13 protein-coding genes are annotated in these 21,230 nt (G+C 66.1%); 7 read left to right on the top strand and 6 right to left on the bottom strand.

Translation table 11 applies throughout. From position 1 onward, the window contains the following. From V6M39_RS17090 to V6M39_RS17105, 4 genes are all read right to left on the bottom strand, one after another. On the bottom strand, window positions 1-2,309 hold a 2,309-nt coding region (locus V6M39_RS17090; RefSeq protein ID WP_332645021.1), incomplete at its 3' end, for a bpX6 domain-containing protein. Next, window positions 2,306-3,988 (bottom strand): hypothetical protein, encoded by a 1,683-nt coding sequence (locus V6M39_RS17095; RefSeq protein WP_332645022.1) that lies wholly within the window; start codon window positions 3,986-3,988, stop codon window positions 2,306-2,308. The genes V6M39_RS17090 and V6M39_RS17095, both read right to left, overlap by 4 nt. After that, window positions 3,985-4,392, bottom strand: a complete 408-nt coding sequence (locus V6M39_RS17100) for a bpX5 domain-containing protein (protein ID WP_332645023.1) — start codon at window positions 4,390-4,392, stop codon at window positions 3,985-3,987. Before V6M39_RS17100 ends, V6M39_RS17095 begins: the two co-directional genes overlap by 4 nt. Then, on the bottom strand, window positions 4,389-5,555 hold the full coding sequence (locus V6M39_RS17105; RefSeq protein ID WP_332645024.1) for an AAA family ATPase: 1,167 nt from the start codon (window positions 5,553-5,555) through the stop codon (window positions 4,389-4,391). Before V6M39_RS17105 ends, V6M39_RS17100 begins: the two co-directional genes overlap by 4 nt. 81 nt (window positions 5,556-5,636) lie before the next feature. On the opposite strand from V6M39_RS17105, the gene V6M39_RS17110 reads away from it, so the two are divergent. After that, window positions 5,637-6,245, top strand: a complete 609-nt coding sequence (locus V6M39_RS17110) for a hypothetical protein (protein WP_332645025.1) — start codon at window positions 5,637-5,639, stop codon at window positions 6,243-6,245. A 316-nt stretch (window positions 6,246-6,561) separates the two neighbouring features. On the opposite strand, the gene V6M39_RS17115 is transcribed toward V6M39_RS17110, so the two are convergent. Continuing rightward, window positions 6,562-7,143 carry a hypothetical protein gene (locus V6M39_RS17115; protein WP_332645026.1) on the bottom strand — a complete coding sequence of 194 codons (582 nt, stop codon included), beginning with the start codon at window positions 7,141-7,143 and terminating at the stop codon, window positions 6,562-6,564. A gap of 340 nt (window positions 7,144-7,483) precedes the next feature. Here V6M39_RS17115 and V6M39_RS17120 point away from each other — a divergent pair, with 340 nt between their 5' ends. From V6M39_RS17120 to V6M39_RS17140, 5 genes are all read left to right on the top strand, one after another. Then, window positions 7,484-9,238: a glycosyltransferase family 4 protein gene (locus V6M39_RS17120; protein ID WP_332645027.1), complete on the top strand. Its 1,755-nt coding sequence runs from the start codon at window positions 7,484-7,486 to the stop codon at window positions 9,236-9,238. 261 nt (window positions 9,239-9,499) lie between these two features. Next, the gene (locus V6M39_RS17125; RefSeq protein WP_332645028.1) at window positions 9,500-11,191 is read left to right on the top strand and encodes a translation initiation factor IF-2 N-terminal domain-containing protein; all 1,692 of its coding nucleotides are present in this window, start codon (window positions 9,500-9,502) and stop codon (window positions 11,189-11,191) included. A 606-nt stretch (window positions 11,192-11,797) separates the two neighbouring features. Next, window positions 11,798-11,986, top strand: a complete 189-nt coding sequence (locus V6M39_RS17130; protein WP_332645029.1) for a hypothetical protein — start codon at window positions 11,798-11,800, stop codon at window positions 11,984-11,986. Between the two features lie 14 nt (window positions 11,987-12,000). Beyond that, entirely contained in the window at window positions 12,001-12,429 is a 429-nt protein-coding gene (locus V6M39_RS17135; RefSeq protein ID WP_332645030.1) for a hypothetical protein, read from the top strand. Window positions 12,430-13,054: 625 nt separating this feature from the next. After that, the gene (locus V6M39_RS17140; RefSeq protein WP_332645031.1) at window positions 13,055-17,095 is read left to right on the top strand and encodes an ATP-binding protein; all 4,041 of its coding nucleotides are present in this window, start codon (window positions 13,055-13,057) and stop codon (window positions 17,093-17,095) included. Between the two features lie 148 nt (window positions 17,096-17,243). Here the strand turns inward: V6M39_RS17140 and V6M39_RS17145 are convergent, their stop codons facing one another. Continuing rightward, window positions 17,244-18,647 (bottom strand): WS/DGAT/MGAT family O-acyltransferase, encoded by a 1,404-nt coding sequence (locus V6M39_RS17145; RefSeq protein ID WP_332645032.1) that lies wholly within the window; start codon window positions 18,645-18,647, stop codon window positions 17,244-17,246. Between the two features lie 136 nt (window positions 18,648-18,783). Here V6M39_RS17145 and V6M39_RS17150 point away from each other — a divergent pair. After that, the coding region (locus V6M39_RS17150) for a PQQ-dependent sugar dehydrogenase (RefSeq protein WP_332645033.1) at window positions 18,784-21,230 on the top strand (2,447 nt) is incomplete at its 3' end.

The raw sequence follows: 21,230 nt of genomic DNA on the forward strand, positions 1-21,230 counted from the left end.
CCGGGTTCCCATGCGATCCGCCGCACCTGCGGCCCTCCTCGGTCGGTGACGAGGGTGTACGAACCGGCTGGGTGCTCGTTTGTCTCGAGCTGCACGATGCCGCCGGTGGTGAGGCGGACCTGCCCGTCGAGCCAGTCGAGGTGGCCGCGACTTCGCAGGCCGAGCGACGGCAGGTCCCAATGCCAGACTTCCAGCCATTCCATCGGTCGCAGGTCCGAAGCGGGGTGTCGTACGACGGCAGAGAGCTTGCCCGGCCCGCGGGCTAGGTCAACGACAGCGGCCTCGTCGGTCACCTCGCGCCACAGGCTCCGGACCGAGGTCGCCCGGACGTCGAGGAAGTGGATGGTCCCTGCCTCATCGACGACCGTCAGCGTCGCGCCGTCGTACGACGAAGCGAGGCGGGTTGCCCGGATCGGCAGCCAGGCGCGCACCTGCCGGGTGGTCAGGTCCAGTGTGTGCAGATCCCAACCGCCGTCGCCGATGTCGTTGGCCAGGAGAGCCGTGCCGCCGTGGTCCGCCATGACGATGCGCTCGGTGGGGCGATCCCACTGTGCCCGCGTACGACCATCCGGCGTGAGGAGCCGGACCCCGTGGCTGCCCAGAGCCACCAGCAGCGTGCCGCCCGGCAGCGGTACGGCGTCATGGACAGCGAGCTGCCCGACACCTTCGACGGCGTTGATCTCGAACGGCGTGCCGGCTGTCCGCGACGCGCGGCGATGCCAGGCGAAGCTGGGTAGGTCGGCTCGAAGAACGGGGTCGGCCCGGTGAATGAGCGCGTTGACGATGCGACGCGTCGACGTCTCGTCACCGGGGGACTGGGCAGTCGGGTCCAGCAGTTGCCGCAGTGCGACGCTCGCGAGCTCGCGATCGGCGGCAGGGTCGGCGCTGGGGAGCTCGGAAAAGGCTCGGAGGAACCGTGAACGTCCAGCGGCAAGAGCCGGATCCGTCGTACTCATCAGTGCTCGCGCGGCTGCACGCGCAGTGTCGTTGGTCGCCAGCGCCAGTTGGAAAGCGAAGAGGTGCGCGGCTGTCGGACCGCCCAGGGACATGCCCTTGGCGATGTTGGTGATCGATGTGGCGCGCCGGTCTGCGTCGGGCCAGATGGCTTCGACGGCGCCGAGGTAGTCGCCGGACCGGGCCAGGTCATCGCTCCAGGCCACGCGCAGCTCGCCAGCGGCCTCGGGGTCGACGTTCTCGAGATGCTTGATCGCCATGGCGTAGGCGCCCCGGGCGCGCGCGACCTCGAGTGCCCGGTCACGACGCCCGGCTCGCCACCACAGTCGTACGACGAGGTCGGCCTGGAGCTTGCGTCCTTCGGCCAACTCGGCGGCGAGCGAGTACTTCTGATGGCGCTCCAACATCGCCACCGCGCCGATCAGGTTGTTCATCAGGTCGACCAGGACGAACGCGGCCTCTTCGAAGCGCCCCTGCTTCTCCAGCTCGTCGGCAGCCTGGCGGTAGACGGTCTGCAAGTGTTGGTGGACCGTCGGACCCCACGGAATGCTCCCTCCGCCCCCAGACATCTGGTTGCTCGGACCGCGCACGGCATCGCGCCGCTTGGGAAGCCGCAGAGAGAGGAAGCCGGCCTGGCTACCGCCGAGTGCGATGGCGTCGCGCAACGCCTCATCGAACCTCTTGCGTTCGAAGGCCTTGGTCAGCGATTGCAGGTACCGCTCGTGCTTGCGTCGGATCATCGGTGCTGCCGGGCTGCGCATCAGGCTGCGAGCCAGCAGGCCGCTCCGCTGCCGCGCTGCTCCGCTGCCCGATCCACCACGTCGTCGCCGGGCACCGTCGCGGGTGAGTTCTCCGATCACGGCCTCGGCCTTGCTGCTGCGCGCACCGAGCTTGGCGACCGATCGGAGGTCGACTGCCGGTGGCGGCGACGTGCGCGGCACGGTGCGAGGAGCGGGGGTTGGTGCCTGTACCGGAGCCAGGACGTGGAAGGTCAGCTGGCTGAGGTCTACCCAGCCGGACGGCTCGACGACGCGGAGATCCTTGAGGTCGTGGATCACGGGCCGGCCGCCCTCGAGGACGCAGAGCTTGCCGGTCGACGGGATGTCGACGTCGGCCGACGCGTACCCGCCCTCGCGCGCGACCACCGGCAACCCGGGCGCGAGCTCGCACCTGAGCTCGACAACGTTCGGGAGCGACAAGAACATGCGGTCAGGACCGAGCTCCCGCACCACCGCACCGGATTGCCACCAGGCGAGGACGCGCTTCTGTGCTTCAGCAGTCCCGATGAGCGCAACGTCGATCACGAATCCGGCCGCCGTGACGGTGCCGCGGTACGGCGGCCCGAGGCGGTTCACGCTTCGCTCCGGATGACCTGGTGCAGCTCGCCAGTGAGCAGGTTCCCGATCTCGACCAGGTCATCGGCCCGTTGCACCGCCACCATCGGCAGCGACGGATGGATGGTCGGCTTGCCGGTTCCCCCCGACCACCGGGTCGACGTCCTCACTCCCTGTGCACCGACCAGACGAACGATCAACCCGGCGGGGGAGAGCGTGACCAGTTTGGGCTGCCCTTCGTCCACCACCAGTGCCAGGACCTCGCACCCCTGCTCGACCACGATCACGTCGGAAGGTCGCCGGTGGATGAAGGTGCGCCAGTGCACGCGGTCCTCCGAGACCGCCACACTTCGCTCGCCTCCGAGTACGACGACGGTCGACGCGCTCGTATCGGGGATCAGGTTCCAGTCCGCTCGGACGCCTCCTCCGATGACGGTGGCCATCCTTGGTTGGTCGATGTTGGTGCCCGGCGCGATGGCGACGGCGTCGACGGGCTCGCAGGAGTGTTGCGACAACCGCCACCACGCGTCCTTGAACCCGAAGATCAGGTCGCTGCCGGCGAAGTGGACTGGCGGAAGCCCGATCTCGGATTCGGCCTCGATCTCGGCTGCGCTGACGCCGAGGAGCGCCACGGGGTGAACGAACTCGGTCACGCGGCCGAGAGGCTTGCCGATCACTCGCACGCGAAGCTCGCCGTCCTCCAGCACGACCACGACCAGGCGCTTGCCGAGTGCCGACCCGGCCAGGACAGTCCCGGAGAAGCTGTGGCGTCGTACCCGCGGCGAACGGCCGGCGTGCTCCGAGACGACGGCCGTGACCACTTCTCTGCCGCCCCTGCCGCGCAGGAGCAGGCGACGCGCGTGGCTGTTGAAGCTCGGCCCCCGGAGGTCGATGAGTCCCTCGACGCGCGATGCGTCGGGAGCGGTCCGCAGCGCTGAACCGCGGAGCGCTCGGACCGCGACCTCGGCTGCCGGCAGCGCGAGCTCCATCCGGTCACCGTCGAGGTTGATGCTGAGCTCCTGCACCCCGGTGGGCCCCCACGCACCTTCGGCGATCGTCAACACCCGCCGCTGGTCCTTGAGGTCAGCGGCCAGCCCGTCGCTTGCGAGCACCCAGGCCTCATCAGCGGCCTCGACGTCCTCGAGACGCTGATCGAGAGCCGCCCGCTCAACGGGCGCGGTGGATCGCTGCGTCAGCCATGCGGCCAGCAGTTGGGCCAGGTCGCCCTCGATCCATTGGTCCGCAGGTTCGCCGAGCACGCCGATCCGAAGTTCTGCACCCCGAGCTCGGGCTCGCCGATGCAGCACGATCAGGGCTGCGAGCTGCGCCAACCGGGGCGCGCCGAGCTGGTCGGGTCCGTTGTCCACCAGGACCACGGCACGTCCCCGTGGTTGCGGCCGGATGTAGGCCGGCGCGAGGTACATCAGCTCGTTCTCCGAGGCCCGTCGCAGGAACTCGAGGGGTAGCTCTGCGGCGAGCATCCATTCGGAGATCAGGATGCGCTCCGGGGTGCCCCTGTTGGAGATCCCCGCATAGCCGTCGAGCGGACCGCTGTCACCCTGTCCCGCATCGCGACGATGGATCAGGTCATCGAGACCGTGCAACAACGGAAGCAGGCCGAAGAGGAACTCGGGATGCAGTGCGTTGAAGGCATCCGCCCAGGGCTCGAGGCCGGGCGGCAACTGGGTCTGGGACGTCATTGCAGTTCGACCAGCATCTGCAGGTCGGCGACTCGTGCTGGTGCGGGGCCGACGAGAACGTCGTGGCCGATCAGCACGATCACCTCGCGGATCGGTCCGGGCTCCGGCCGTACGGCGCGCCGTACGACTCCTGCTGGCGGACTGCATCGCAGCGTCGTCGGCAGGTGCAGCCCGTCCTCCAGACCGACGTAGACGACTCCGTCGACCCACGGCAGGCAGTTGCTGTCGCCGAGCACGACGAGCCAGCCGTCACCGTGGCAGACCTTCAGGTCGTTCCCGGCACTGACGTAGCGTGCAGCGGCAGCAGCCAACAACGGCACCACCTCGCCCCGCGCGACCACGCCGCAAGGCGACAGCGGTGGCTCCCTGACATGCCAGTCCAGCCCGAGCGGCTCTGCGCTCATGAGTCAGCTGGGGCGGCGTGGGCCTGGCTTGCCGTGACCAGCTGGCTGCGTACTTCCGTCAGGCCGGACGGCAGGTCCTCAGCGGTGAAAGCTGCGTCGACCTCACGGAGGGTGGCTTCGATCCGCAAGAGCGCGTCAGGATCCGGGGACTCGTCCAGCCCGTCGAGGAGCTGCCGGCCGGCTTCGGCGAGGCGTTCGGCACGGGCCGCCGGGCCGCGCGAGAACTCCTCGGCAGCGTGCAGCAAGGTCGCGTTCTTCGAGGTCGCGAGCAGGTCGACCAGCGTCTCGCGGGCGAGCACCTGGGTGTCGGCCGTCGGCGCCACCAGGGGAAGGACCCACAGGTCATCAGCGGTCGCGAAGGAACGGCCATCCAGGATCGCCGCGGCCGCGACGAGTCGCTGCGCCCGGACGACACGTCGGTCGCTCAGCATCACGCCCGCAGACCGGAGTCGACGTACGGCGATGCCCAGGAGGGACCGGACTTGCGTGTGGTCGCACGCACGAGCGGCGACGGACAACCGTTCGAGCGCAGGGATCAGCGATTCACCCACGAGAGGAGCGGGCGATTCTGCCTGCCAGCCGGACTCAAGCAGTTCCTCCAACCGGGCATCTGCGACGGGCTCGACGAAGACGCGGGCCAGGAACCGGTCGGCAAACGCGTCCAGAGCCGGATCGTCGGGCAACCGGTTGGTCGCTCCGACACAGAGGCGCAGAGGACACGCCACAAGCGTGTTGCCGCGCCGGTAGACGCGCTCGTTCAGGATGCCCAACAACGTGTTGAGGATCGCGGTCGAGCCGAGGAAGACCTCGTCGAGAAAGGCGATGTCGGCTTCCGGCACCATGCCGGCCGTCTCGACCTCGACCACGCCCTCGCGGAGCCGCTGGAGATTGATCGGGCCGAACAGCTCGTTGGGCTCGGTGAAACGCCCGAGCAGGTACTCGAAGTACTGCCCGCCGAGCTGCTGCGAGACCCGTCGAACCGCGTCGGACTTGGCGGTGCCGGGAGGCCCGACGACGAGCAGGTGCTCACCGGAGACGGCGCACAGTGCGACGACCTCGGTGAGTACGTCGCGATCGACCAGTCCCACGCGGGCCCGTCGTACGGCGTTCTGAACTGCGCGAGCATCCGCCTCGACACCGATCGGCGCCACTCCCTCATCCATCGGGCGAGTGTAGGTGCAGCACTTCGGTCACCGGGCGGTCTTTTCGTTTCGCAACATTCGACACTGCGAGACCATGGATGCGTGCCCGCCTTCCTACCTGATCGCGCGACGGTGCGAGAGATCGCGGCCACCGCTGCCCTCCGCAACACTCATCCGAGCGCGCGAGCGTGGCTCGAGGAGAAGCTCGACGAGCCGCCTGGGGACTGGGACGCACGAACTGTCCTGACCGTCCCGGGCCTGGTCTGGTCGGTGTCCGGCGACACCTGCATGACCGGTCGACTCAGTGCACCGGACAACATCGCCTACGACCACTACGGACGAGAGTTCGTGTTCCGGCAACCACGTAACGAAACTGAACTCGCGGCCGTGATGAGCGCAGACTCCGAAGAAGTGATGGCGTGTTACCGCTTCGACGGCCTGTCGCGATGGACATCTCGGAGTGTCATGGCGTGGATGGAGGACATGGAGGTAGTCCTGGGTTACGTCCGGCATGTGCTTTCCACTGAAGTGGACGCCGACATTCTTGATGGGTTGCGTCAGTACGAGGAGTACCTCACAGGTACGGATATTCGGGACGACCTCGGAGCGTTGCGGGAACTCCTTGACGACCAGGAACCGGCGCCGGTCATCATGCGGCGGGTTGACCAGAGTCGACCTCCAGCACGGCGACTGCGACTGCGCAGGTCGTGATCGATTCGAGTGCCTTGCTTGCCGTCAGCACGGCGGCGAGGTCGTTTCGGCGTGGAGTCATCAGGGCAAGCGCCGAAGCTCGGTGAAGGCAGCGGCCGGAGGGGCAGGGGTCCGAGGACCGCCCAGTTCTGCGTATCCAGCACCCGACTCTCCGGAATCGGGCTGCATACGCGGCTACTAGATAACTAGACGATTCCCGCAGGACCTGCGCGGGCTGCTGCGTAGGGCCAGCGCCGAGACAAGGCCGCGGTGCGCCGTGGCGGTACGGCGATCGCTTCGAGAACTTGCCGGATCTCGTTGACACTGGGCCAATTCGCTAGAGGATCAGACCTCGTTGGCGGCGCTGTTCCTCAAGCCGCTCGACGGCGGCGTCGAACGCCCATTCAGCGATCACCATCGACCCTGCTTCCCAAAGGCCATCGTGGTGATCGGAGTTGGGATCGGAGGTGACGATGTACCTCGCCAACTGAACGTTCGGGGTAGGAGTCAGGCCTGCGGCAGCTGCACGTTCACTCCACCTTGTGGTGTCGGTGCCGAGCGGATCTGCGAACGCGATGCGATCGCGCGGGGTCAGGCCGAGCCCGGAGACGAGCAGCGGGGGTTCGATGTCACGGGCTGTCATGACGAGCTCGATCGCTTCGGGGATGGGGATCGAGAGCGCGACCGCGACCATCGTCAACTGTGCCTCTTCGTCGAACGTGATTTCCTTGTCGGCCCAGGCGGTCACCGCCAGCGCGATGAAGTACCCACGATGGATGTGGTCGAGACGGTCGGGAGACAGCCCAAGGTTGGTTGCTACGGCGGCGAGTTTGTTGCGCTCGAAGGACGCGAGGAACCCGTCGACCAGGGCCGCGTCGAGATTGTCGACGTAGGCCGCCACGCGCTTGCTTGGTGTCATGGACGGCATGGTGGCACGCCGGGCAGACTTGAGAACGGATATCCACTCGCGTGCAAATGGCGGCACACGAACTTCAGCAAGTGGGTCGTGCCGGTCGTGCCGGTCGTGCCGGCCGGGACAATGGTGCGGCCCAATATGAAGCGCGAGTCGGTCGCGGTGGAATGGGCTGGGTCGATGCTGACGCCAGAAGGTGCAGCAGATCCATCCTTGCCTCCGTGCGACGCGGCTGGCCTAGAGTCGCTTCGTGACTGATGTGGCATGGGCGGCTGCGGCTGCAGCCTTGATGCGAGCCAGCAACTCAGCGCGTCTGAGTTCTGGCGCTTATGAGTTCGAACGCCTCGTGGCTGAACAGCTCGGCGGCGAGGTTTTACGCACTTCGTCGGCCAGGCTGGGCGCGCAGCCCGACATCGTTGTCGCGCGCGGAAAGCGCGATCCTCTCGTCGTCGAGGTGAAGACACTTTCACAAGCGAACGCCTCCAAGAACCTTCGCAATCGGGTAGTCGAACTGACTTCAGCCGCCGTCACGGCTCGCAGGTTGTTCCCGGGGGACGTGGCAGTTGGGGCAGTACTAGGACTAGTTGGTTCACCCCAAAGAACCTGGGCGGACGGCCTCCATGACGCCGAGGATCCAGTGCCTTCTCGCTTACGAGACGCGGCCCGGGACCTTCTGCGCAATTCCACGGACCGCGTCGGATTCGACTCAGTCCTTGTCGGGCTTCTGGGGGACTCTCCACGGTGGCTCAGGGTCACTGCGCACGGGGAAGAGGAAGTCGACCTGAGCACCGAGGCGGCGTTTGCCCGCCTAAAGGCCGCATTGGCGATAGCGCCCGCCGTGGAGTCTTCATCCGAGGCAACCCTTGGTAAGAGGTTCCTGTTCGTCGCAGATGAATGGCGCTCGAGTAGGGGCGGTCTCTCAACCATCAATCGGGAGCTTGCGATCGCGCTCGCCGACTGCGGTTGCGATGTCGCGGTTATGGTTCCAGCTGCTGATCCAAAGGATCGGGACGATGCGTCGACTTTCGGCGTCACCCTGGTGTCTCCAGATCCGGTGCCGGGATTGGCCGGCAAGGATCTACTGACGTTGCCGCCGCGGTTCCCCGACTCCGGCTTCTCTCCGGACTACATCGTCGGACACGGTCGCGTCCTCGGCTCCTATGCCTTCGCAATGCAGACCCACTTTCCCGAGGCCAAAAGGGTGCATATCGTCCACACCGCATCCGACCTCCTGGAGGCTGCGAAGGAGTTGCCAGGTGGACCATCTTTGATGGAGTCGGGCGACGAGAGGCGAAATCTCGAAGCAACATTGGCGAGGTCAGCCCACTTAGTGCTGGGTGTGGGACCTTACTTGACCCGATGGATCACGAATGCGCTGCGAGGTCACGAGGCACCTCCGCCGGTCGCGCAACTCGACCCCGGGCTTCGAGACTGGAAGGGCCACGTTGATCCTGTCGATCCTCCGCCCATGAACCAGGTGCTGGTTGTCGCCCGCGCTGAGGATCTGCATTCGAAGGGACTGGACATTGCTGCGGCAGCGGTTGTTCAGGCTGCTGTGCAACTGGGATCTTCACCTGCAAACAGACCAACGCTCATCGTTCGTGGAGTTCCCACTGATCGTGCCGATGAAGTCAAGAATGAGCTTGAGTCTCGGTTGCACCCATATGTGGACTTGATCCTGCGGCCGTACAGCGAAAGCGAGGGTGACTTGAGGGCAGACCTGTGGCAATCGCGCGTCGTGCTGATGCCGTCACGGCATGAGGGCTTCGGCTTGTCGGCCTACGAGGCGATAGCGGCAGGGGTTCCTACCCTAATAAGTGAGGAGTCTGGGCTGGCAGATTACCTGAGGTCGGTCCTTGGCGACGGGGTACCCGAAGTGCTGCCGGTGCGTGGCGATCCCGACGACATCGCCCGCAGCTGGGGCGAAGCAGTTCGAGATCGACTCACCGATCCAGGTGAGTCGTTTGCTCGAGCTGCAGGGCTCCGAGAGTCGATCGGTGCTGTTGTCTCATGGAAGAGTTCTGCCGAACATGTTCTCGCGGTCCTTGCATCCAACGGACATGAAGGCGCGTGCGGCGCGCAGAAGGCAACATCGGACTAGCCCGTACGAGAGTCGCATCAGCTGACGATTCAAGGCCCCGGCCGACGGGCCGAAAGCAGTGGTTCTCGGGTTTGCCGTATGGCCTGATCGCTCCGTGAGCCCGCCTCGCGGCGGAATGGGCCAGGTCCCCTGGCACTGATTCGTGCAGCAGACCCGATCTCTATTCACTTGTGAACGGCGCGGGCTAAAGCGTTTCCCCAAGATCGGGCGGCTTGAACTGCTTGTCTTGGCACGGATGGTTCGCAACGACCAGGAGACGGCATGGCCAAGATTCGCGTAGCCGACCTTGCTCGGCGCTATGGCATGCCGAGCAAGGTGATGCTCGAGCTTCTGTCGGCGCGCGGCGAGTTCGTGAAGTCTGCATCGTCTTCAGTCGAGTCGCCGGTGGTCGCGATGCTCGAGCAAGAACTTGGGCCGCTGCCAGACCACAAACCGCGTGAGCGACCGACCCTCACTGACGCCGACCTTCGAAAGCGCCACGCGTCCCGGTTGCCGGGGCCGCCAAGGTCCTTTGGTGCATTGCGACCGGTGGGCATCCCGCCCTCCCCGCGGCCCACAGCGCAGTTGCCAGTTGCTCCGGTCGTAACGTTCGACGACCTAGAGAAGGGCTTGCGCGGCTCGCCGTACTCGTTGCCGGGGCAACAGCGTGAGTACATCCAGGAAACGTTCCTACCGCTGGTCGGGAAGTTGCACGTGAGTGCAGAGGTCGCTCGGAGGAAGATCTCGATCACCGGGCGGCGCACGCTCGGGCGGATCAACCGAACGACCGAGATCTACCAGTCCAACCGCATCGAGGGTCTCGGCCCGGACATGGCCACGACCGACCGTTTGCTCAACCAGTTCGCACTCGATGACCAGGCGAAGACGGTCGTTGCCGAGGAAGCCATCCAACGATGCATTAACGCTGAGGCAAAGGTTCGCGACGTGGTCGGTCTCGGTGCGGCGAAGATGCTCGCGGAGCACTTCTGCTTGGACACCGAACGCGCCATCAGCGAGGCCGATATCCGCCAACTTCACCTACTGATCATGGTCGGGCAACACGACGGCGGCCAATACAAGGTCAACCTCAACTGGATCGACGGCTCGGAACACACCCCTCCGAACCCGACGGATTCGCGAGAGCAAATGCACTCGCTCGTCGAGTGGCTCCGTGCCAGTGATCTGTCACCCCTGTGGCGTGCGGCCGTCGTGCATGCGTGGCTCACGTACATTCACCCGTTCCGAGACGGCAACGGGCGAATCGCACGCCTCCTAGCCAACCTGATCTTGATCCGGGAGGGGCTCCCGCCACTGATCGTCCGCTTCGATGCCGACCGCGGCCGCTACATAGAGGCTCTCGGAGCTTCCGATGTGGGCGGGGACATCCTTCCCCTGAGCCGCGTGTTTCGAAAGATCCTGCTCCGAGCTGTCCGTGATCTGGAGGACCCCGACTTCGCGAGAAGCCTTTTCGAGGCAGAGGTCGAGCGTCGATATGCGCCGATGTACGACCGCTGGCTCGCATCCGCCAACGAGTTCGTGCGCGAACTCGCATCACGACTCGTCTTGCACCAGATGCGACTGGAGCAGATCGGCGGCGTTGGAAATGACGAGTTCACTCGCTTCCGCAACGGCGCCCGGCTCAACGTGTGGGTGGCAAAGATTCACGTCGCGGGCAAGTCGCAGGACATCCTGCTGCACGTCGCGCAGCCGACCACAGCCAGCCGACGATTTCTGGAGAGCGACGAAGTCTTCCCGTCGATTTTCGTATCGATTCGGAACCCGCGGGCTCTCGATGCGCGGCAATACCTGCCGGTCGGAAGGGACCAATTCGCCTACGAGTTCACACCGATTCCTGATACCGGCCTCGTCCTGGTCCGAGCCCACACGGACAGCCAGCGTCTTTCCACCTCCGAGGCCGCGATGACGGTGGCGAACCATGTCGATCGTGTCGCGCGTCAGTTGCTCACCCGCTGATTCAAATCGCTCCGGCTGGCGGCGACTGGCTTGACGGTCAATGTGGGCGCCGGGTCGCGGCGCTATGACTCGCCGTCCCTGAGAATCTGACAGGATCCCGCTAGCCGACGCAGTGCGATGAACGGGGAAGAAGATGTCAGAGTCCTGGACGCCGAATTGTGCCGTCTGTGAAGTCCTAAACAGTATTAGCCCGGTGGTACCGGCCACCTCAGCGATGAGAGGTGTACCCGTCTGCAAAAGTCACCTCCGCGAAGCGTTCCAGAGCGAAATGAGTGCCGCAGCCAAGGCCGTGCGTCGACTCTCCCTCGAAGTGGAGGGCCCATGGTCTTGAACGCTAGGAAGCCAGTTTCGCCGGCCTCTTCGCAGCGTTAGTCCCTGCGCGAACCGGGCTGGTGGCGGCGATTGGGCCCGCGTAGACCGGGACGGCACGCGGCGGATTGGGCTACTTGGGATTCGAGCGGATTGCGTTAGTTGCGAGGTATTCGGACAGGTAGGAGGTCTTGTCGACGCAGGCAGTCACGGCGCGACCTGGCTGTGTCGGAGTGACGGCGTACGGTCACCCACAGTGAGCCGCAGCAGGCTGCTCAGACGAAGGGGATTCACACCATGTCGACGTACGCACACAGCAGCTCGCAGGCCGCCCTCTATGCCGAGATCGAGCGGCAGACCAAGGCGATCGCTGAGGAGCGGAACCTCAACGCGTTGACCTCGGCCAGCACCCTGAAGGACCTCGCGATCGCCTACAGGCTGGTCCACGGTGGCGCCCAGCCGGGCAGCGCGGTCGTTAACAAGTAGGGCCGAGTCGTACCGTGGACGATCTGCTTCGGACCGCCGCGACCGCCTTCGTAACGCTGGTGTTCGGCTACCTCGGCTGGCAGCTCCAGTTGGGGGGTCGACGCCGACGGCTACGCCGCGACATCGTCGAGGAGCTGGACCTACTGAAGCGACTGGAGCCCTCGGACGAACGGACCCGGCTTGAGCAACGCGTTCAGGGGTTGCTGGCTGCCTACGAACCGGACCCTGCGACCAAGCCCGTGATCGTGTTCAAGCGCACCTTGAAGACCACCGTCGCCGATATCGGAATCGGAATCGGAACGATCGTCCTTGCGGCCGACATGGCGATCCGCTCGGATTCGGTCGGAACCAGCATCGCCATCGGTGCTGGCGCTGGCACTGTGCTCATGATGCTCGGGACCGTTCGCGGGAGAACCCCGGTGAAGGTGTACCCGGAAGGTTGAAGAATTGCGCGAGCATCAACGGACCATCCTGGTGCTCGATGCCGAGCATCGTGCGGATTTGTGACCGGTTCATCTGGTCGAGGACAGCTCCCTCGGGAGCGCTGTGCTGCGTGCGTGCGTAGGGCGCCAGTCCTCGACGTCGGCGTCCTGAGCAGGCACCGCGCTCGCGCCGTTGTGCGGGAGCTGCGCCGCCGGCTCGTCAGGATCAAGGCCGCCGCGGACAACGGGGAAACGACACTGACTCCAGCGCAACCGGGCTCACATCCCCACACCGGCTCTTCGGATCAGTGACTTCTCGGACCCGCCACCGCGCAGCCTAAGACGACCCCGGGCAGCTTCTTGACACAGGCGGGAGCCAGACCCGGGCGTCCGAAAGCGGCGGAAAGACACTCCCGAAACAATGCCAAGCAGCAGCAAGTTCGTCTACAGGCGCTTGCCGTTCCGCTGCGGCACTAGGTAGGAGATCCAGTCGAGCGACACGGCGGAGTCGGGCGATCGCCAGAGGAGCCGATAGTTTCAGCGTATGCCGATTCGCCTAAGTGAGATTCGGTCTCATGAGGGAAGCCAGGCCCGAGCGTGGGAGGAGCTGGCGTATCAGTTGCGTCCACCCGTCGCACCTGGGCACGTGGAGACTCGCAAGACGCGTGCCCCCGACGCCGGAGTCGAGTGGTACGAGGTCTATGCGGACGGGCACACCGAAGGGTTCCAGGCCAAGTTTCACGCCTCGCTTGCCGACGCTCTGAGCGGGATGAAGGAATCCGTTGTTGCAGTCTGTGCGAAGCGGCCCGAACTGACGCAACTGACCTTCGTGGTTCCCTACGACTTCACCGACAGCGGAGCGGGCCAGACCAAGTCAGACCAAGACCGATGGGACGACGCCGTATCAGGCTGGCAGCAGACCGTTGACGGTGCTGACCGAATCGCGTTCCGAACGATCCGTGCCGGCGATGTCTTGGCGCAATTGGCAACCTCCAGGCACGCCGGGCGGCGGGCCTTCTGGTTCGGAGACTTCGAGTTATCGCCAGAGTGGTTCGAGAAGCAGATAGCCGAGACCATCGCTGTTGTGGGGGATAGGTATACCCCGACTGCCGACACAGACGTATCTGTAAACGGCGCAGTCGAGGCTGCTGCTGCCGGGGACCGATTTCTCCGCTCACTGCGTTCACATCTTGATGCTGCAGTCTCCGCCGGTCGCAGGGACTCCGGTATGTGGGGGTCAACATCGGAGCAAGCGATTCAGCTTCTTAACCGGCTCGCCGAGCTTCGCGCTGGCGTGACCGAACCCGCGGCAGAACCGGATTCACTCGTGTCGACCGGTCACTTCGACGTGGAGTCAGGTCGTCAGGCCGTCGACGACCTGCTCGTATGTGCTGCGGAAGCCGCCGATCAACTCGATGAGTTCAATGACCGTCGGATGCGGAGCGCAACCGAGAAGCTTCATGAGCTGCGTGATCTGCTTGCTTCCCGGACGGCCGCCGCGTATGCCTCGCGCACGCTTGCGCTGGTCGGTAGGGCCGGTATCGGCAAGACCCACGCCTTGGTGCGGGCAGCGGTCGAGCTTCAATTGGAGGGTTCCCCAGTCGTCGCGGTCGTTGGACAGAGGCTCGGCGACGCCGCATGGTGGCCAGAGCTGAAGGCGGTGCTCGGTGTTGCAGCGGACACTGCTGACGTGTTCCTGCAAGAACTCGACTCGCTCGCGGAGGCAAGGGGGCGGCGCGCTCTTATTCTCATTGACGCGTTGAACGAATCTCAGGATCCACGACGATGGCGAACCGAGCTTAAGGCGCTGCTGGCTCAGACGACGGCGTACCCAAACGTGGCTGTGATCGTCTCGTATCGCAGCGACTACTCATCGGTTATTGAACCGCCCGACTCCCTGCCTGTGATCTCACACAGAGGTTTCGTGGGCAAGGAGGGGCAGGCGCTCTCGGCATACTGCCGAGTGTTTGGGGTTCCGGTGCCGGCGAGGTCCTCGTTCGACCCAGCGTTCTCCAGCCCCCTGTTCCTGCGAATGTTCTGCGAGGTACTTGCCTCGGATGGCCCGAGCACCGCGGGTAGTCTCACGCGATCGACTTTGTTCGCTCGGTTCGCCACTATCCGTGCCGCGCGTGTGATCGACGCGCTGCGCCTTGCCCCATCCAGCCACGAGGTCACTGATGCGCTGGACCTACTTGCCGACAAGCTCCTGGCAGCAGGTGGGCGACCCATCCCGAGAGCGGATGTCGAAAGAGCTGTCGATGCCCTGCTCCCAAACCGAAGCTGGCCCGACACGCTGTTCGGTCGTATGCACAGTGAGGGCTTGATCGAGGTTCGCCCGTCATTCTCCGCCGGCGAGTCTGTGACCCTACCGTTCCAGGCGTATTCGGAGCACGTTCTTGCCAACCGCCTTCTCGACTCTCTGGGTGGTCCCAATGAACTTGCCGCCGGCGTGAACGACGCGCCCTGGCTTTGGCGGGCGCTAGCTGTTCTCTTGCCCGAACGCGATTCTGTTGAGCTTCCTGATCTTCTCCCTGAGCACCATGCGAACCGCCGCTTGAAGGAGGCGGTTCGCGACAGCCTCTTGGATCGAACGGCTGATGCGTTCGGAGAACGTGCCTTCGAGCTTCTCGAGCATCAGATCGCTGGCGAGTTCGATGAGCGGGTCGATGGCGTCGACGCCATCATCGCGCTGGGGCCCCGCCTCGGACACCCAGCGAATGCACGATGGCTCCACGAGAAACTCAAGACCCAGACCCTCCCCGAACGCGACGCGTCGTGGTCGATCGCGGCCTACACCGCCGACGAATACTCGCCGTCATTGACGCGCTTGCAAAGTTGGGTTCAAGGCCTCGGTCAGGAGGTGGAGACCGATGAAGCCGAACTTGCTGCCATCACGCTGATGTGGTTGCTCACTTCGCCAAACCGGTTCCTGCGCGACAAGGTCACCAGGACACTCACTGGCCTGTTGACGAAGCGGCTGTCGGTGGCAGGCACGTTGATCACGTTGGCAAGTGAGATTGACGACCCGTACGTTCAAGAGCGAGTGCTGCTCTCGTGCTACGGCGCACTAATGATCGCTGGAGACTCCGACGCTGACGGAAGCAGGGAAACGATCGGTGCCATGTCGAAATGGTTCCTCGCAGGCCTTCCCGTGCACGTCCTTGCACGTGACAGTGCCCGCGGCATGGCCGCATGGGCCGAGGCGCGCAAGATTCTCACGGAGGAACAGAAAGTCGCGTTCGACCCGCCTTACGGCTCTGCGCCGCCCGAGGAACCGCCGACTGCCGAGGAGCTGGAAGCTGCTTACGGATGCGTCAAGGATGCGGATGGCAACTACAAGGATTGGCGCGCCAACACGATCCTGATGTCCTGCCTTACATGGATGGGCGACTTCAACAAATACGTGGTGAGAAGTGACGTCGGATCATTCAGTCGATACCCGCTCGCGGGACCTCGGCCCTCCCGCAAGCGCGGTGACCCGCTCGGTACCGTCGAGGCGGACTGGGCGGGGCGGTGGATCGCCAACCGTGCGATCGCCCACGGTTGGACCGCAGAGCGTTTCGAGGAGTTCGAACGCAAGTACCGGGCCGACAGAGGACGGGAAGGCCACAAGCCTGAGCGCTTTGGGAAGAAGTACCAATGGCTTGCGCTTCACGAACTGCTTGCGCGCCTGGCAGACAACTACCACCTTGCCCGAGAACCCTGGTCATCTGATCACGACCGATATGAAGGGCCGTGGCCCTGGTATGGACGAGACCTAGATCCGAGTATTCCGGCCCGCCGGGCGTCTGATCCGCCGCAGCATCTTGTGTTGACACACGCACCAGATGCAGCCTGGGCTCTCCTCCCGAGCCCAGCCCTCGACGTTGCCGCGACGCCCGACAGTTGGGTCGCCGAAGTGGCAGACCTCGCTTCGGCGACGCAGGTGTTCATGCCAATAGACGGAGCCGGACGCCCCTGGATCGCATTGCAGCGGTACTCGACATGGGACCGCGACAACGCTCAACGGACCGGAATGACCAAGCGCGAGCGTGACGTCTTCTACCTACAGTTCTCCTGGCTCGTGCCCAGAGGTGGCGGTCAACATCTCCTCGATCTCTTCCGAGAACACGGTTTGTCAGGTCGATGGATGGACGACCGTAGTCGTACCCACGGGCGCTACCTAGGAGAACTCGCCTGGTCGCCTGTTGCCAAGGCGGAGGCCGCAACCGAGGTAGATGACCACTACCACCAGCGACTAATCGAAGCCGGGCTGGCGCCACGACCCGCGATCGAGAAGTACCTGTGGGAAGGGAGTGTGCTCGACTGTTCGATTGACGAGAGCATCGACTTCTATGTGCCGACCGACGAACTTCTCGGATCGGCTGCCTGGGACGGAGTACGTGCGCGGTGGACGATGGGTGGGGTGACAGCCGCCTGTGCTCTCGAAATTCCTGACACCGAGAACGGCCAGGATGCGCTCTTGGTCGCCCCAGGGTGGCTGCGCCAGCGACTCGCGGAGCTCGACTGCGACCTCGTTATTGGCGTTCTGGGCGAGAGGCACGCACTCCCGATAGACGATGACGACTACCGAAAGATGGCTTATTCAGATTTCTGGTACGGGGCAGTCATCGGCCCCGAGCCTCACTCAGACGAGATGGTCGGCCCGATACTGGAGGTCCGCCGATCGGTGGATGACCCGCGATAGCTGCAGATGCCCGACCGCGTTTTCCTGGGCAGCTCGATTCATGAACCCGAGACCCCTCCACTTCGCGCGCTGCGCACCTGCGTCAATGTGGGCGGTATGCCGCGGGAAACCTGGCGACGACGGGCGTTGCACTGCGTGCTGGTGACGACTACCCAGCTGAGGACTCGGCACTGATGCCCAGCGCCGCCTCAAGCTCCTCGAGCGCCTCGCCGGAGTACACCGCGATCCGCTGGAGGTGGGGGAGGTTGTCACGGCAGCCGGTGTAGCCGATGTTGAACTGGCCGGCGTAGCTGATGGCGGTGACGTTCAGGGCCTGGCCGTGGAAGAGCAGGCTGAGGGGGTAGTACTCCTCGAGGCGGGAACCGTCGACGTACCGCGGCTCGGCGGGGCCGGGGACGTTCGAGAGGACCAGGTTGGATGCGGGTCGGCCGCGGCCGCCGAGGTGGGTGATGGCCTGGCCGAGGAATGGCGCCATCAGGCCGGCGGTGTAGGCGTCCATGGCGGCGCCGGAGACCTCGGGGAGGCGTTCCTTGCCGAGCTGCGTGGACGCCTTGATCCGGGCGATCCGGTCGAGCGGGTCCGCCACGTCGGTGCCGAGCTGTGTGTAGAGGAAGGTGATCGCGTTGCCGACAGAAGCGCCTTCGCCGGTGCGGACCGAGACGGGGACGTTGGCGATCAGGCTCTGGGCGGGCAGGGCGTCGACGTCCTGCAGGTAGCGGCGGATCGCGCCACCGCAGATCGCGAGGAAGACGTCGTTCAAGCTGCCGCCGGCCGCCGTACCGACCGCGCGGAGGCGGTCGATCGGGTACTGCTGCGTCGCGAACCGGCGGGGCGTGCTGATCTTGCCGTTGAAGATCGACTTCGGTGCGCGGTAGGGGGCGGCCCGCAGCTCGTCCTTGGTGCCGAAGAACGACTCGCTGTAGGTGCGGGTCAGGGAGCCCGCGACGGCGGCTGCGTTCCTGACGACCTTCCGGCTCGGCTTCACCGGTGTCTTCGGGCGCGGGACTGCCGGTACGCCCGACTGGTCCGGGCCGCGGACGCCGATCGCCCACGGCGGCAGCATGTCGCGCTGGTCGCCGTCGACCGAGAACGTACGACGCAGCAGGCGGACGCCGCCGACACCGTCGATCTGGCTGTGGTGCACCTTCATGTAGATCGACCAGCGGTCGCCCTCGAGGCCCTCGATGACGTGGCACTCCCAGAGCGGGTAGCGGCGATCCATCCGCGCCGAGTGCAGGCGCGAGACGAGGATGCCGAGCTCGCGCTCGCCACCGGGAGCGGGGAGCGCGGAGTGCCGGAAGTGGTAGTCGATGTCGATCGCCTCGTCGGGCAGCGGCTCCCAGCGGGGGATCGCCGATCCGTGCAGGACGTAGTTGAAGGGCGGCTGGAACTCGCGGTGGGCCCGCCACCGGTCGACCAGGTCGGAGAGGTACGACGGTCCGGCGTCCTCCGGCTTCGAGAACGTCGCCAGCATGCCCACCTGCATCGGTGTCGCCACGGTCTCCATGCGGAGCCAGCCCGAGTCGTTCAGGCTGATCGCTTGCCTCTTCATCGGGTCAAACTAGCCCACCGGATCCGGGCGCGAGGCGGTCTTGTCCGGACGCCGGTCGGGCGAGATGCCCGGGACCTTGGTCCCGGGTGGTCCTCGTTCACCTGAACAAGGGGTGCCGGCGCCACAGACTGGGGCCATGGTGCGTGGGGTCCTCGGGATGATGGTCGTCCTGGCGACCGCGCTGACGGGGTCGTTGACGCTCGCCGTTCCCGCCGCGGAAGCGGCCGTGCGCCCGACCCTGGCCGTGTCGCCCGCGCCGCCGATGGTCGGTGAGACCGTCACCGCACGCACCCGGTTCGCCACGCGGGTCGCACGCCCCGTGCGGCTCCAGCGGCTGGCCGGGACGCGATGGATCACCGTCACCCGCGGGCTGAGCACCCGTCGCGGGGACGTGTCCCTCGCCTACCGCGCCACCGGAACCCGGACCGTGCTGCGAGTGCTCGCGCCCGCCGCCCGGGTCCACGGTCGGCGCTACGCGACACGCGTCTCCCGGACGGCCGTCGTACACGGGACGCCGCAGGCGGTCGGTGTCGTGTTCGCGCGGGACGCAGCCGGCCGGGTCGACGCGCGCGTCACCGTGTCGCACGCCCGCTCCGGGCGGGTGATCGAGGTGCAGGCGCAGGGGAGCGACGGCACGTGGAAGACCGTCGCCACTCGACGCCTCGGCACGACGCGCATCCTGCAGGTCGACGACGCGACGTCAGCGGCCGCGGTGGCCGGCAAGCGGTTGCGGGTCCGGCTCGCTGCCCACCGCGGTGCCGCCGCAACGGTGTCCACGACGCTCGTACCTCCCACGGTCGGCGTACCCGTCGTCGCCGACGGTGATCCGGCACAGCTCACGGTGAGCACGACGGGTGCGGTGCGATCGGTGCGTTTCTACCTCGACGGCAAGCTGATCGGCGAGGACACCACCGCTCCCTGGGGACTCGCGGCCGAGCCCGCCGCCGGCACGCATGACGTCGTCGCCCGGGCGATCGGCCCGGTCGAGAGCGTGATCAGCCCGGTGACGGCGTTCGAGCGGGCGACCTCCCCGCTCGGGGTGGATTCGGGCATCGCCGAGAACTTCGCGCTCGACACCATCCAGAGCGGCTTCGAGCTGCCGACCAGCGCCGGGAGCACGCCCGACGGCCTGGTCTTCGTCGCCGAGAAGGGTGGACGCGTCAAGGTCGTCGAGCCCACGGGCGACGACGGATGGTCGCTTCCGCGCGAGGTGCTCGATCTGCAGGGCGACGTGCTCGACCAGGGTGACGCCGGGATGACCGGACTGGCCGTGGACCCCGATTTCGCCGACAACGGCTTCGTCTACCTCAGCTACGTGATGGACGACGGCGGCGACAACCGCCACGCGCAGCAGGTGCTCCGGTTCACCTGGGACGGCACCGACCTGCAACCTGACTCGCGCCACGTGGTGCTCGGATCGGTCACCGGGCCGGAGTGCTACGACGACGACAACGTCGGTACGGCGGACTGCGTGCCCATGGTCGGCGAGGCGCACACGATCGGCGACCTCGGCTTCGACGACGAGGGCCGGTTGCTGGTCGGCATCGGCGACGGCGCGCTGTACCTCACCGGCAACGGACTGGCGGGGCGCCTGCTGACCCTGCGCGCGCAGGACCCGGAGGTGCTGGCCGGCAAGGTGCTGCGCATCGACCCGGTCACCGGGCATGGCGTGCCCGCCAACCCGTTGTACGTCGGCGACGGGTCGAGCAACGCATCGCGGGTCCTGGCCTTGGGACTGCGCAATCCCTTCCGCTTCACCGTCCACGGCGACCAGCTCGTGATCGGCGACGTGGGGGAGATGACGTGGGAGGAGGTCAACGTCCTCGACGTCGAGGAGTCGGACGAGGTGGCCAACTTCGGGTGGCCGTGCCTGGAGGGCGACGGCGCGACCGACCTCGGTGACGTCTCCGCCCTCGACAGCCCGTGGAGCAGTTGCGGCGCGGTGCGCGGCGAGGGCGGGGCCAGCGCGCCGTCGTACTCCTATCCACACAACGGGAACGGCGGGTCGATCAGCGGCGGCGTCTTCCTCGACTCGACCGCCTATCCACCATCGATGCGTGGACGCTACGTCTTCGGCGACTACGCCCAGGCGTTCATCCGTACGGCGGCAGTGGGCCACGAGGGCGAGGTGTCCGGTGTTGCCGGGCTGGCCGACGCGACCGCCGCAGAGGGACCGGTCAAGTTCTTCACCGGACCGGACGGCCTCGTCTGGTCGGTGTCGATCACGACCGGGTCGCTGCGCCGGATCCGGTGGACCGGTGAGGCACTCGCCGACCGCTGCCAGGTCGGCACCTTCCGGCGCACGTTCCACGACCTCGACGGTCCGGACTCGGCGTTCGACCAGGTGTACGACGACCCCACGTGGGGCTGGCTCTTCCCGTACGCGGCCGTCCAGGTGCCCACTGCGGCCATGGGTGAACCCACGTGCGAGCCGACAGTGCATCTTCCCGACACGGAAGGGAAGCGGTTCGCCACGTCGTGGCGGGGACGCATCGATGTGGCGGCCGGGACCTGGCGGTTCCAGGTGGACGGCACCGAGTGGATCCGGCTGTGGGTCGACAACCAGCCCGTGCACGACTTCTA

The organism is Aeromicrobium sp., from assembly GCF_036675695.1.
In the GTDB taxonomy this organism is placed as follows: Bacteria; Actinomycetota; Actinomycetes; order Propionibacteriales; family Nocardioidaceae; genus Aeromicrobium.